Raw genomic sequence first — 13,389 nt, forward strand, 5'->3', positions numbered from 1 at the left:
CGCCACCATCGTCGACGCCGACACCCCGCTGGACACCCTGTTCCTGCTGGCCCACGGCAAAGTCACCCAGCACGGCCGCGGCGAATACGGCGACGAAACCCACCTCGGCACCGTCACCGACGGCGACCACTTCGGCGCCGAACTCCTCGCCCGCGACGACGCGACGTGGTCGTTCACCGCCCGCGCCGCGACGCGCGTCATCGCGCTGGTGCTCCCGGCCGCGGCTTACGCCCGGCTCAACGGTCGGTCCGAACCGCTGCGGACGCACGTCGCCGAAGCCCTTGCGCGGCCGCGGAAACCGGCGAACAAGGCCGGTGAGGCCGCCATCGACCTGTCCGCCGGGCACGACGGCGAACCAATCCTGTCCGGCACGTACGTCGACTACGACCCCTCGCCGCGCGAGTACGAATTGGCCGTCGCGCAAACCGTGCTGCGCGTCCACAACCGCGTCACGGATCTCTACAACAACCCGATGAACCAGCTCGAGCAACAGCTGCGGCTGACCGTGGAAGCGTTGCGGGAACGGCAGGAGCACGACCTGGTCACCAACACCGACTTCGGGCTCCTGCACAACGCCGACCTCAAACACCGCCTCACCACCCGCACCGGGCCGCCCACCCCGCTGGACCTCGACGACCTGCTTTGCCGGCGCCGCAAGACGAAGTTCTTCCTCGCCCACCCCCGCGCGATCGCCGCGTTCGGCCGCGAATGCACCCGGACCCGTGTCTACCCCGACACCACCCTCCTCGACGGCAAACGCGTCATGGCCTGGCGCGGGGTCCCGATCCTGCCGTGCGACAAAATCCCGATCACCGACACGGGTGTGACGTCGATCCTGGCGATGCGGACGGGTGAGGACGACGCCGGCGTGATCGGGCTGCGGCCGAAGTCCCTGCCGGACGAATACCGGCCCGGCTTGAACGTCCGGTTCCTGGGCATCAACGATCGGGCCGTGACGTCCTATTTGGTCAGTGCCTACCACTCGGCCGCGGTGCTGGTGCCGGACGCGCTCGGCGTGCTCGACGACGTCGAGGTCGGCCGCTCATGACGACCATGGACTCCCGGACCGCCGCCCGGCCGCTCACCGACGTCCTCGCGTGGAGCAAGGGCCTGGTCGATCCGGCGTTGCGCGCCTCGGCCGAGCGGCTGCCCGACGCGATGCGGCGGATCGCCGGCTACCACTTCGGGTGGGAGGACGCGCGGGGCGAGCCGTCGGCCGCGGACGGCGGCAAAGCGCTGCGGCCGGCTCTCGTGTTGCTGTGCGCGGAAGCCGCCGGCGGCGATCCCGCGGCCGCCGTGCCCGCCGCCGTCGCGGTCGAGCTGGTGCACAACTTCTCGCTGCTGCACGACGACGTCATGGACGGCGACACCACCCGGCGGCACCGGCCGACGGCGTGGACGGTGTTCGGCACCGGGCCCGCGGTGCTCGCCGGCGACGCGTTGCTGAGCGTGGCGTTCGAGCAGCTGACGCCGGAGGGCGCGAAGCTGCTGTCCCAGGGCGTGCTGGATCTGCTGGAAGGCCAGGCGGCCGACGTGGACTTCGAGCAGCGCGACGACGTCACGCCGGCGGAGTGCGTCCGGATGGCGAACGGCAAGACGGCGGCCCTGATCGGGGCAGCGTGCCAGCTGGGCGCGTTGCTCGCCGGGCGGCCGGAGGCGGTGGCGCGGTTCGGGGAGTTCGGCCGGTCGGTCGGGCTGGCGTTCCAGCACGTCGACGACCTGCTCGGCATCTGGGGCGACCCCGCTTCGACGGGGAAGCCGGTGTTCTCTGACCTGCAGAACCGCAAGAAGTCGCTGCCGGTGGTGACGGCGTTGGCATCGGGCACGGCGGCGGGCGCGGAGCTGGCGGCGTTGTACGCGGGGACGGATCCGTTCACCGACGCGGAGCTGGCCCGCGCCGCTTCGCTCGTGGATGAAGCGGGCGGCCGCCAGTGGAGCCAGGCCCAGGCCGCGGCGTTGGTGGCGAAAGGGTTGCGGGACTTGGCGGCGGTCAATCCGGTGCCCCGGCCGGCGGCGGAGCTGGCGGCGTTGGCCCGGCTGATCACGACCCGCACGCACTGAGGGAGGGGTCGCGGGGCCGGAGTCGCGGCGCCGGGATCGCGAGCCCGGGATCGCGAGGCCAGAGCCGCGAGACCGGGATCCCGGGACCGGAGTCGCGAGGCCGGAGTCGCGGGGAGGGCCGGCCGGGGCGGGGCCACCCACCCGCTTGATCGGCGGGGCGGCCGGCGGGCCGAGTTCGCCGAGCCGGTTTCGCCGGACCAGGGCCGCGAGCGGGCGGGGCAGCGCCCGCCCACCCCGTCCGATCAGCCGGCGGGCCGGCGGAGCCGACTCAATCGGCGAGGCAGCCCCTGCCACCCCGGCCGTCACTTGCCGGGTCGGGTCAAGCCGTCCTTGTCGGCGTCCAGGCTCAAGATGTTCTTGTCGGTGTCCCCCAGCGCCTTCGTGACCTGCGCCGACGCCGGCGATGTCGACAAGTCGAGAAGGCGGATCGGGGCGTCGAGCTTGATGTAGGTCGGGATGTACTCGGCCTTGTCGACCTTCCACCGGTCCCCGTCCCGCACGAACCGGAACCGAGCCGCCGCGCCCTCCTCCGTGTCGCCGCGCGGCTCCGAATGGCGGGCCACGCTGTTGCCGAGGCCGTACGCCACCCACTTGCCGCCGATCTTCTCGAACGGCTGGACCACGTGCGCGTGGTGGCCGACGATCAGGTCGACGTCGTCCGACGCCAGGATCTTCTTCGCCTGCGACCGCTGCTCGGCCGTCGGGTCGTGCTGGTACTCCACGCCCCAGTGCAGGCTCGCGATCACGACCTGCGCCCCCGCCTCACGTGCCTTGCGGGCCGACGCCAGGACGTCGTCGACGTCGATCTGGTTGGCCAGCCACGGCTTGCCCGCCGGGACCTTGATCCCGTTGAACCCGAACGCGTACGAAACCTGCGCGACCTTCACGCCGTTGACGTCCAGGATCAGCGGTTTCGCCGCCTCCGCCGCCGACCGCGCCGAGCCGGTGTGCTTGATCCCGGTCTCGTCGAGCTTGTCCAGCGTCCGCTTCACGCCGTCGGCGCCCTGGTCGATCGTGTGGTTCGACGACGTCGAGCACGTGTCGTAGCCGGTGTCCTTGAGCGCGTCCGCGATCTCCGGCGGCGCGCTGAACGACGGGTACCCGCTGTACGGCCCGCCTTCCGGCGCCAGCGGCGTCTCGAGGTGGCAGATCCCCAGGTCGGCGCCGGAAATCAGCGGCTTGATCCCGGCCAGCAGCGGCCGGTAGTCGATCTTCCCGCCGCCGTCGGCCTCGGCCTGCTCGGTCAGTGCGGGGTGGATCAGGACGTCGCCGGTCGCGACGACGCTGAAGGAGCCCTCCGGGGCAGCAGCCGAAGAAGACGGAGTCTCGGGAAAGGGCGTCGGCGCCGGGCCGGACTGCGGCGGGCTGCTGCAGGCGGCCACCAGGACGGCGACCCCGGCGAGCGCGGCGACGCGGTGCTTCGTCATCGGGTCCCCCTAACGTGGTCCGGCCATCCTGCCAGCCGGGCGAAACCGGCAGAGACGGCATCCCGGTCACCAAAAACTTCCACCACAGTCGACAACACCGATCAGAACATTCGCACAGGACAAAACCGGACAACGCGCAGGACAGCAGGGAAAAAATACGATAAATGACACCCACTCGTGCCACGATGCAACTACGGAGAGTAGGTCTCGCTCCGCTAACTGCGGCTTGACGCTCCACGAACGGGTGTTTTGTAATACCAGTCACTCCGCGGCGCCCGCGCGCGCCACTCGACCCCCGGCCTCCTTGGGAGCAACGATGTCCCCACACTCGCACAGGCTGCGCGCCTGGAGCGCTGTTGGTTGTTGTTTGATTTCCGGTGTCCTGCTGGCTTCGTGCTCCTCGGGCAAAGACACCGCCGCGCCGCAGCAGCAGGCGCCCGCGAACGGCAAGATCACCCTCTACTACCTGCAGAAACAGGGTGACCAGCAGTACTTCGTCGAGCAGGCGCAAGGGGCGCAGGAGAAGGCGAAGGAGCTCGGCGTCGAGCTCAAGGTCGTCAACCTCGGCAACGACGCCAACAAGGCGATCAGCGAACTCGACGCCGCGGTCGCGCAGGGCGCCAACGGCGTCGCCATCGTCGTCCCCGACCAGGCCATCGGCCCGCAGGTGATCGACAAGGCCAAGAGCGCGGGCATCCCGCTGATCGCCTCCGACGACGTCATCAAGGACGGCACCGGCGCGAAGGCCCCGTTCGTCGGCTTCAACGGCAGCCAGATGGGCGACTCGGTCGGCACCGAGGCGGGCAAGCTGTTCAAGGCGGCCGGCTGGACCGCCGCCGACACGAAGATCATCAGCGCCTACAAGCAGGACCTGTCCGTCTGCACCGACCGCGTCGGCGCCGCGAAGTCGGCGTTCGCCAAGGCCGCGGGCGCCGACGTCCAGGTGATCGACGTCGGCACCGACAACACCCCGGTCGACGCGCAGAACCGCTCCGGCGCGGTGATCGGCTCCAACCCCGGCGTCAAGCACTGGGTCGTCTGGGGCTGCAACGACGAGAACGAGACCGGCGTGGTGACCGCGCTGGCCAACTCCGGCGTGCAGGCGAGCAACATCATCGGCGTCGGGCTCGGCGCGTACCTCGACTGCAAGGACTGGGCCGCGGGCAAGGACACCGGCAACAAGTCCGCGCTCTACATCTCCGGCGCCGAGGTCGGCCGCTCGGCGATCCAGGTCCTCGTCGACAAGGTGAAGAACGGCAAGGAGCTGCCCGCGGAGACGATCGCGAAGACCACGATCGTCAACAAGGACAACTACAAGCAGGCCGGCGTCAACTGCACCTGACCGCACCCCCGGGCCCGGAGCTTTCACGTGAAAGCTGCGCTTTGCACCGCAAAGCTGCACTTTCACGTGAAAGTGCGGGCCGGGCTCCGCCGTACGGAAGGCGACCATGTCCTCCTCTCCTCCCGCGCTCGCCGTCGAGGGCATCGGCAAGCGCTTCTCCGGCGTCACCGCCCTCGACGACGTCTCGCTGGAGTTCCGCTCCGGCGAGGTGCTCGCGCTGATGGGCGAGAACGGCGCCGGGAAGTCGACGCTGCTGCGCGTCCTCTCCGGCGACCAGGGCCCCGACGACGGCCGGCTCCTCCTGGACGGCACCGAGGTCGCGTTCGACACCCCGCGCGCGGCGATGGCCGCCGGGGTCCGCGTGATCTACCAGGAACCCGAGATCATCCCGCACGTTTCGGTGGCGGAGAACGTCTTCGTCGGCGAACTCCCCGCGAAGGCGCGCGTCTTCAACCGCCGCACGCTGATGAAGGCGACGCACGACGCGCTCGTCGAGTACGGCTTCGAAGGCGTCCTTAACCCGGCCACGCTCGGCGTCGCCCTCTCCCCCGCGCAGCGCCAGCTCGTCGAGATCCTGCGCGTCCTCACCGCGGCCACGCCGCCGAAGGTGATCGCGTTCGACGAGCCGACGTCGTCGCTGTCGGAACACGAAGTCGAGGCGCTCTTCCGGCTGATCGGACGGCTGCGCGACAGCGGCGTCGCGGTCGTCTACGTCTCGCACCGGATGAAGGAGATCTTCCAGCTCGCCGACCGCGTCGCCGTGCTGCGCGACGGGAAGCTCGTCGGCGTCCAGCAGGTCGCGGAGACCGACGAGCCCGGCCTGGTGCGGATGATGATCGGCCGCGACCTCTCGGCCCTCGAGCGCCGCGTCACGCAGGACACCGGCGACGTCGTGCTGAAGCTCGACGACGTCACGACCGACGACGTCACCGGCATCTCTCTGCAGGTCCGCGCGGGCGAGGTCGTCTGCCTGGCCGGTCTGGTCGGCGCCGGACGCTCGGAGCTGGCTCGTGCGATCGTCGGTGACCTGCCGATCCGGTCCGGGACCGTCACGCTCGACGGGAAGCGCCTTCGCGCGCACAACCCGGGTGACGCCGTGAAGGCGGGAATCGGTTTCGCGCCCGAAGAGCGCAAGACGGACGCGTTGCTCATGCAGCGGTCCGTACGCGACAACGTCTCCATCGCCGTCCTCGACCGGCTTCGCCGCTTCCGTGTGGTGAAGCGCGCGAAGGAACGCGCGCTCGTCGAGGAGTACGTACGCGAGCTTCGCGTGCGGACGCCGTCGATGGAGCAGGAAGTCCGCAAGCTGTCCGGCGGCAACCAGCAGAAGGCCGTCCTCGCGCGCTGGCTCGCGCGGCGGCCGAAGCTGCTGATCCTCGACGAGCCGACGCGCGGGGTCGACGTCGGCGCGAAGGCCGAGATCTACCGGATCATCGACGGCCTCGCCGCGGAAGGCATCGCGCTGCTGGTCATCTCCTCCGACCTGCCCGAGGTGCTGACGCTCGCCGACCGCATCCTCGTCATGCGGGCCGGGCGCCTGGCCGGCGAGATCGGCCGCGAAGAGGCGACCGAGGAAGCCGTGCTGACCCTCGCCATCCCCGAAACCGAACCAGCCGTGGAAGAAGCCCAGGAGATCGGCGCATGAGTACCCCCACCAAGGAAACCTCGGCCCCCGCCGCTCCGGCGCAACCTAGCGCCGCGCGCCGCGTGCTCACCGGCATCGGCGTGCAGAACTCGAGCCTGATCATCACGCTGATCGCGTTGATCGTCCTGCTGAGCATCCTGAACGACAACTTCCTGCGCACCAACAACCTGCTGCTCATCGGCAGCGCGATCACCATCATGGGGCTGCTGGCCCTGGTCCAGACGCTGGTGATCATCCTGGGCGCGCTGGACATCTCGGTCGGCTCGATGGCCGGGCTCGCGTCGGTCATCTCCGCGATGGTGTTCACCTCGACCGGCAACGCCGAGGTCGGCATCCTCGCCGCGATCGGCATCGGCATCGTCTGCGGCCTGATCAACGGCATGATCATCATCTTCGGCCGGGTCAACCCGGTCGTCGCGACGCTGGCCATGCTCGCCACCTACAAGGGTGTCGCACAGGTCATCTCGGACGGCAAGTCGCAGGGCTACACCGGCGGCGACGACCTGTTCATCTTCCTGGCCAAGGGATCCGTGCTCGGGCTGCCGTCGCTGGTGTGGGTGTTCCTGATCGTCGCGGCGCTGCTGCACTTCCTGCTGAAGTACACCGACATCGGCCGCAACGTCTACGCCATCGGCGGCAACGACACCGCGGCGCGGCTGGCGGGCATCAACATCAACCGGTACATCATCGGCGTCTACGCGCTGGCCGGCGTGGTCGCCGCGGTCGCGGGCATCCTGATCACCGCGCGGACCGGCTCGGGCCAGCCGGTGTCCGGGTCCGAGGGCCTGGAGCTGCAGGCCGTCACCGGCGCCGCGCTCGGCGGCACGATGCTCAAGGGCGGCCGCGGGTCGATCATTTCGACGGTGCTCGCGGTGGTCATCCTGGGCGTGCTCGACAACGGCATGTCCGGGCTGGGCATCAACCCGTTCTGGCAGAACGTCGCCCACGGCGCCCTGCTCGTGATCGCGGTCGTGCTGCAGCAGCTGCGCAGCGGGGAGCGTCGCGTCGGCCTGCCCGAGTGAATCTCCACGCGCGCATCGTGGACGAGCTGGGCAGGCTCATCGTCGAAGGCGTCCTCGGGGACGGGCAGCCGCTCGTCCCCGAGGAGCTCGGCCGGCGCTTCGCGGCGTCCCGGACCGTGGTCCGCGAGGCGCTGCGCGTGCTGGAGTCCAAGGGCATGGTCACGGCGCGGCCGCGGGTCGGCACGTGGACGCTGCCGCCCGACGCGTGGGACGCGATCGACCCCGACGTCATCGCCTGGCGCGTCAACGGCCCCGACCGGCCGCGGCACCTGCGTGAGCTGGCGGAACTGCGGCTGGCGATCGAACCGCAGGCCGCGCGGATGGCCGCGCAGCACCGGCGTCCTGACGAACTTTCGGCAATGGCCGCGGCGTACGAACTGATGGCGGACGCGGTCGAGCAGGCCGACGCGGAAGCGTTCCACGCCGCCGATTCGCGGTTCCACGCGGCGCTGATCCGCGCGTCCGGCAACGCGCTGATCGCCCAGCTGCACGTCCCGGTCGTGGCGGCGCTGCGAGCGCACGGCGAGCCGCTGGAGCTGGTCGCGCATTCCCGCGTGCTGACGCTGGTGCTGGCGAAGAACGCCGACGGGGCCGAGTCGGCGGCCCGCCGGCTGCTGGAAACCGTTGCGCCGTACCGCTCACCGGCACCTTGACACGCCCAGCGGGAAGCGCTTCACTCGCTGCGACCGACCCGCCGCCATGAGGTGCTGAAACATTAGGGGCTTCGCCCCAGCCGGGGGCTCCGCCACCCGGACCCCCGCAACTGATCGTGGAGGAGGACGCTTCCATGCGTTTCCCGGGTATTCGTGGTTTCGGCGTGCTCGCGGCCGCGGCCGTGGCGGGCAGTCTTATGACGGCGCCGGTCGCTTCCGCCGCCGTTTCCTGCGCCGTCGCGGACGAAATGGTCGCCGCGGGCAACTACTGGGCGGCGAACGGGACGAACCCCGGCCCGGCCGACTGGCAGAACGCGACGTTCCACGTCGGCAACCTGGCCTTGGTCCGGACCACCGGCCAGTCCAACCACAAGACGTACCCGTGGGCCCAGGCCAACGGCTACCAGCTGCCGCTCGACCCGAAGCGGCCGTTCTTCCCGGACAACCAGGCGGCCGGCGAGGCGTACCTGGACCTGTACACGTACTTCCACCCGGAGATCCCGCTCGACTCGATCCGCACGCGCATTCGCGACGAGGTGGCTTCCGTGCAGGCGGGCCACCGGGACTACTGGAACTACGTGGACGCGCTGAACATGGCGATGCCGTCGTTCGCGCGGATGAGCCTGATCGACCACAATTCGTCCTATTTGGACGCGATGGACCAGTTGTTCTCGTCTTCCGAGCACAAGCTGTTCAACGAGTTCACCGGCCTCTGGTACCGCGACGAGCGGTTCAAGGGTTCGGGCGTGTTCTGGTCGCGCGGCAACGGCTGGGCCTTGGCGGCGCTGACGAAGGTGCTGCAGGTGCTCCCGGCCGACGACCCGCACCGGCCGGAGTACCTGCGGGTGTTCAAGAAGATGGCGTTCTCGTTGTCCTTGCTGCAGCGGCGTGACGGCTTCTGGAATTCCGACCTGCTGAACCCGTGGGACCACGGCGGCCCGGAGACGAGCGGCACGGCGTTCTTCACGTACGGCATCGGCTGGGGCATCACGGCGGGCATCCTGGACGCGGCCCGCTACCGCCCGGTGGTGGACAAGGCGTGGACGGCGCTGTCGACGAAGGCGTTGCAGGCCAACGGGTTGGTGGGTTACGTCCAGCCGGTGGGCGACCGCCCGGCGACGGCGCACGCGACCGACACGTCGGCGTTCGGCGTGGGGGCGTTCCTGCTGGCGGGCCAGGAAGTGGCGAAGCTGCAGGGCTGCTCGGCGGAGTAGGCCCTACTTCAGGCAGTCCCCGGGATCGCCGCGGGTCAGGGCCGGGTCCGACTGGGGGAAGGTGCGCGCGACGCCGGGGCCGCTCGTCCGGTGCTCGAAGCGGACCGTCACCCGGCCGTGGCCCGCGCCCTGGACCCAGCCTGTTCCGTACTCGGAATGGACCACGTCGTCGCCCTGGCGCCACTCCGATGGCGGTGCTGCCACCGGCGCCGGGGCCGCGACCACCGTCGACGTCGAAGGCACCGAAGGTGCCGCCAGGGTGAACAGCGCGTCCTGGTGCGGCACCGACAGCCCGCTGTACGCCACCCCCGCCAGGCGGATCCCGCCGAACTCCGCCGGGTCGAGCAACAGCCGCTCCGCGACCGCCGACAGCTCCGTCAAGTCGTCCGTCGGGGCGGAGATCGTTTCCGAGCGGGTCACCGTGTGCATGTCCGTGTGGCGCAGCTTGATCACCACCGTCCGCGCCACCCGCTCGGCCTTCACCAGCCGCTTGTGCGCCCCCACCGCGATGCGCCGGACTTCCGTCCGAAGCGTGGCCAGGTCGATGATGTCCGTGTCGAACGTCGTTTCCGCGCTGACCTGCTTGGTCTCGCCGCGGTCGGCCACCGGGCGGTCGTCGAAGCCCGTCGCCAGGCGGCGCAGGTCGCGGCCGACCACGCCGCCCAGCGTGGCCACCGCGTCCTGTTCGGACAGTGCCGCCAGCTGCCCGAGCGTCTGGACGCCGATGAACCGCAGCTTCCCCTCCGCCACCGGCCCGATCCCCCACAGCGCCTGCACCGGCAGCGGCGCGAGGAACTCGCGTTCGGTGCCCTGCGGCACCACCAGCAGGCCGTCCGGCTTGGCCTCGTCGGAGGCGATCTTGGCGATCTGCTTGCCGTTGCCCGCGCCGATCGACGCCACCAAGCCGGTTTCCGAGCGGATCCGGGCCCGCAGGGAGGCGCAAAACGCCGTGACCTCGGCCAAAGAAGCCCCCGCCAGCGAAGGCGGCTCGGCGAACGCCTCGTCGAGGGAGATCTTCTCCAGCACCGGCGCCACCGACGTCACGACGGCGAACACCTCCTGGCTGAGCCGTTCGTACACGCGGAACCGCGGTGGCACGATCACGCCGTTCGCCGGGAGCAGCCGCCGCGCCTGGGCCATCGGCATCGCCGACTTGATGCCGAACGCCCGCGATTCGTAGCTCGCGCCCGCGACGACGCCGCGGGGTCCGGTGCCGCCGACGAGCACCGGGCGCCCGGCCAGCGTCGGGCGGGTGAGCTGCTCGGCCGACGCGTAGAAGGCGTCCAGGTCGAGGTGGATCACCCAACGGGCCACGTCAGTCCCCGCCGGTGGCGTCCAGCAGCTGGTGGAGCGCCTTGGTGTAGTTCTCGAACGCCGCCCGGCCGGCCGCGGTCAGCTTGACCAGGGTGACCGGCGTGCGGTGCTCGTAGGCCTTCGTGATCTCGACGTACTCGGCGTCCTCGAGCTTGCGCAGGTGCGTCGAGAGGTTGCCCGCCGTCATGTCCAGGAGCTGCTGCAGCCGCGGGAAGGTGATCTGGTCGCCGGCGCGCAGGCCGGCGAGCGCGACCGTGACCCGCAGCCGCGCCTGGGCGTGGATGACCGGGTCGAGCTGCGGCAGCTCGCTCATCGCGACTTCTTCTCGCGGACGAAGTACACGATCGCGGCGAGCAGGAACCCGCCACCGCCGCAGACCGCCAGCACCAGGAAGTTGGCCGGGAACCCGACCAGCACGCTCAGCGCCGAGGACACGATCATCCACGCGCCGAGGCCGTACATCAGCTTGTCCTGCCAGAGCATGCCCCCGGCCAGGTACAGGGCGCCGGTGAGCAGCAGCCAGGTGCCCGACCACAGCAGGGACACCTGGTCGGAGGAGAGCGCCTGGAACTGCGTGATCCGGACGTCGACGACCGTCAGCCCGACCGACGTGAGCGCCCAGCTGTAGCCGTACATCGCGCCGACGGTCTTCGACGGGCCGCGGATCCCCCGCCCGGCCCGGGCGCTGACGTAGCCGGTGTAGCCCATCGCGGCGACGAACAGCACCGCCACGACCACGCCGCCGACCCAGCCGGGGATGCGGCCGGTCGTCGTCGCGTAGTAGGTGAAACCCCAGCCGAGCAGCCAGGCGAGGGCCCAGGCCGCGAGCATCCGCGCCGGGCCCCCGCCCAGTTCCCGGCGGTTGCGCCGGTTCTGCTGGGCGATCAGGTTCAGCGACTCCTCCGCCGACAACGGCTCGTCGTCCACCCTCTCCGCCCTTCGTCCGCGCAGACCCCTCAGTACTGCACGGAAGCTAACACGCACCTACAGCCGCGCCGTGTCCAGCCGGAACCGGCGCACCACGATCAGCGCGGGCACGACCAGCCACCCCGCGAGCACGAGCACCGCGAGCCCCATCCCGCCGGCGTGCGCGAGGGGTTCGAGACCCACCCGGCCGAGCCAGAACGTCGGGAAGAAGTGCGCGACGGTCGCCATCCAGTCCGGGAGGACGTACAGCGGGATCCACAGGCCGCCGAGCATGCCCAGCGGCATCATCAGCGCGCCGGTGACCGCGCCGACCGTGTCACCCTTGCCGAACAGGCCGATGGCCAGGCCCAGCACGGCGAACGGGAGGACACCGAGCCACAGCGACACCAGCACCAGACCCCACTGGGCCGCCGTCATCTCGACGCCCATCGCCAGGCCCGCGAGGAACACGACGACGAGCACCGGCAGCGCCACAGCCATCGCCGAGATGACCTTGACGACCAGGTAGCCGGGGCCGCGCATCGGCGTCAGGCGTAGCTGCCGCTGCCAGCCTTCGGTGCGTTCCTGCGCCACCCGCGTGCCGGTGAACAGCGCGCCGCCGCTCGCCCCGTACGCGGCCAGGTTGATCATGGTCTGGACGTCCGACGCCAGCCCGTTCGGCGCGACGAGCTTGCCGAAGATCGAGCCGAAGAGCAGGAACATGGCCACCGGCATGCCGATGGTGAAGATCGTGAACTGGGGACTGCGGACGATCCGCTTGATCTCCAGGCTCAGGTAGGTCGTGTTCACGCGGCGGCCTCCTCGGCGGTCAGCGCCAGGAAGGCCTCTTCGAGCCCGAGCGCGGTGATTTCGATGTCGGCCGCCTGCGGGAACTGCGCCAGCAGCGCCCGGACGGCGGCGTCGGAGTCGGCGCAGGCCAGCTCGGCCCGGCCGGCGCGCAGCTGGACGGACGTGACGCCGGCGAGCCGCGCCAGGTCGCTTTCGGCGGCGCCCGGGACGGCGGCCTTGAGCACCCGCCCGGACACCGCGGCCCGGACCTCGGCGACCGGCCCGTCGGCGACGACCACGCCGTGGCGCATCAGCACGACGCGGTCGGCGTAGTCCTCGGCTTCGGCGAGGTAGTGCGTCGCGAACAGCACGGTCCGGCCGCCGGCGGCGAACTCGCGGATGGCCGCCCAGAACGCACGCCGGCCGTCGACGTCCATCGCGGCGGTCGGCTCGTCGAGCACGAGCAGCTTCGGGTCGCCGGCCAGCGCGAGGGCGAACCGGACGCGCTGGCGTTCCCCGCCGGACAGCTTGCCGCAGCGGCGTTTCACGAGGTTTTCCAGGCCCGCGCGGGCGATCACCTCGCTCGCCGGCAGCGGGTTCGCGTGCGTCGAGACGATCAGGTCGACGATCTCGCCGACCGTGACGTCGCCCAGCAGCGCGCCGTTCTGCATCATCGCGCCGACGAGCCCCCGGTCGACGGCCTCGCGCGGGTTGCCGCCCTCGACGGTGACGGCTCCCGCGTCCGGCTTGGTCAGCCCGAGCAGCATGTCGACGGTGGTCGACTTGCCCGCGCCGTTCGGCCCGAGCAGCGCGATGACCTCCCCGCGGGCGACTTCGACGGACACCCCGTCGACGGCGGTGACCCCGCCGAACCGTTTGGTCAGGCCCCGCAGCGCGAACGCCGGTCCCCCAGTCATGGCGTCCCTCCCTTCTGAACTTTGAAACGCAAACTCGACTCGCACTTTGTAACACAAAGTCCGCGTCGGTTCAAAGCCCCCGGTGTCGGAGAGCGCGAA

The 13,389-nt window shown here is 70.7% G+C and carries 12 protein-coding genes and 2 pseudogenes; 8 read left to right on the forward strand and 6 right to left on the reverse strand.

Annotated elements, in window-relative coordinates; translation table 11 throughout:
* On the forward strand, positions 1-1,048 hold a 1,048-nt coding region (locus ABFJ78_RS31300; protein WP_436390171.1), incomplete at its 5' end, for a family 2B encapsulin nanocompartment shell protein.
* Entirely contained in the window at positions 1,045-2,061 is a 1,017-nt protein-coding gene (locus tag ABFJ78_RS31305) for a family 2 encapsulin nanocompartment cargo protein polyprenyl transferase (RefSeq protein ID WP_436390172.1), read from the forward strand. The genes ABFJ78_RS31300 and ABFJ78_RS31305, both read left to right, overlap by 4 nt.
* 302 nt (positions 2,062-2,363) lie before the next feature.
* On the opposite strand, the gene ABFJ78_RS31310 is transcribed toward ABFJ78_RS31305, so the two are convergent.
* A complete protein-coding gene (locus ABFJ78_RS31310) occupies positions 2,364-3,488 on the reverse strand; it encodes a CapA family protein (protein ID WP_436390173.1) in 1,125 nt (374 codons plus the stop codon).
* Positions 3,489-3,855: 367 nt separating this feature from the next.
* On the opposite strand from ABFJ78_RS31310, the gene ABFJ78_RS31315 reads away from it, so the two are divergent.
* The 6 genes and pseudogenes from ABFJ78_RS31315 (at position 3,856) to ABFJ78_RS31340 (ending at position 9,364) form a co-directional block, all read left to right on the forward strand.
* Positions 3,856-4,830 carry a substrate-binding domain-containing protein gene (locus ABFJ78_RS31315; protein ID WP_436390174.1) on the forward strand — a complete coding sequence of 325 codons (975 nt, stop codon included), beginning with the start codon at positions 3,856-3,858 and terminating at the stop codon, positions 4,828-4,830.
* A gap of 151 nt (positions 4,831-4,981) precedes the next feature.
* Positions 4,982-5,452, forward strand: a pseudogene (locus ABFJ78_RS31320) (ATP-binding cassette domain-containing protein); the annotation flags it as partial.
* Between the two features lie 318 nt (positions 5,453-5,770).
* A pseudogene (locus ABFJ78_RS31325) lies at positions 5,771-6,475 on the forward strand (ATP-binding cassette domain-containing protein); the annotation flags it as partial.
* The gene (locus tag ABFJ78_RS31330) at positions 6,472-7,497 is read left to right on the forward strand and encodes an ABC transporter permease (protein WP_086671686.1); all 1,026 of its coding nucleotides are present in this window, start codon (positions 6,472-6,474) and stop codon (positions 7,495-7,497) included. The pseudogene ABFJ78_RS31325 and the gene ABFJ78_RS31330, both read left to right, overlap by 4 nt.
* Positions 7,494-8,150: a FadR/GntR family transcriptional regulator gene (locus ABFJ78_RS31335; protein ID WP_436390175.1), complete on the forward strand. Its 657-nt coding sequence runs from the start codon at positions 7,494-7,496 to the stop codon at positions 8,148-8,150. The genes ABFJ78_RS31330 and ABFJ78_RS31335 overlap by 4 nt, the downstream gene beginning before the upstream one ends.
* A 134-nt stretch (positions 8,151-8,284) precedes the next feature.
* Positions 8,285-9,364, forward strand: coding sequence for a glycoside hydrolase family 88 protein (locus ABFJ78_RS31340; protein ID WP_436390176.1), 1,080 nt, complete (start codon positions 8,285-8,287; stop codon positions 9,362-9,364).
* A 3-nt stretch (positions 9,365-9,367) separates the two neighbouring features.
* Here ABFJ78_RS31340 and ABFJ78_RS31345 read toward each other — a convergent pair whose 3' ends face one another.
* From ABFJ78_RS31345 to ABFJ78_RS31365, 5 genes are read right to left on the reverse strand one after another with little or no spacing between them, the layout of a single operon-like run.
* On the reverse strand, positions 9,368-10,678 hold the full coding sequence (locus ABFJ78_RS31345) for a DNA polymerase IV (protein WP_436390177.1): 1,311 nt from the start codon (positions 10,676-10,678) through the stop codon (positions 9,368-9,370).
* Position 10,679: 1 nt separating this feature from the next.
* A complete protein-coding gene (locus ABFJ78_RS31350; protein WP_436390178.1) occupies positions 10,680-10,991 on the reverse strand; it encodes a transcriptional regulator in 312 nt (103 codons plus the stop codon).
* Positions 10,988-11,605: a hypothetical protein gene (locus ABFJ78_RS31355; protein ID WP_436390179.1), complete on the reverse strand. Its 618-nt coding sequence runs from the start codon at positions 11,603-11,605 to the stop codon at positions 10,988-10,990. Before ABFJ78_RS31355 ends, ABFJ78_RS31350 begins: the two co-directional genes overlap by 4 nt.
* Positions 11,606-11,662: 57 nt before the next feature.
* The gene (locus ABFJ78_RS31360; protein ID WP_436390180.1) at positions 11,663-12,394 is read right to left on the reverse strand and encodes an ABC transporter permease; all 732 of its coding nucleotides are present in this window, start codon (positions 12,392-12,394) and stop codon (positions 11,663-11,665) included.
* On the reverse strand, positions 12,391-13,290 hold the full coding sequence (locus ABFJ78_RS31365; RefSeq protein WP_436390181.1) for an ABC transporter ATP-binding protein: 900 nt from the start codon (positions 13,288-13,290) through the stop codon (positions 12,391-12,393). The genes ABFJ78_RS31360 and ABFJ78_RS31365 overlap by 4 nt, the downstream gene beginning before the upstream one ends.
* Positions 13,291-13,389: the final 99 nt, after the last annotated feature.

The organism is Amycolatopsis sp. MEPSY49 (genome assembly GCF_051337345.1).
Classification (GTDB): domain Bacteria; phylum Actinomycetota; class Actinomycetes; order Mycobacteriales; family Pseudonocardiaceae; genus Amycolatopsis.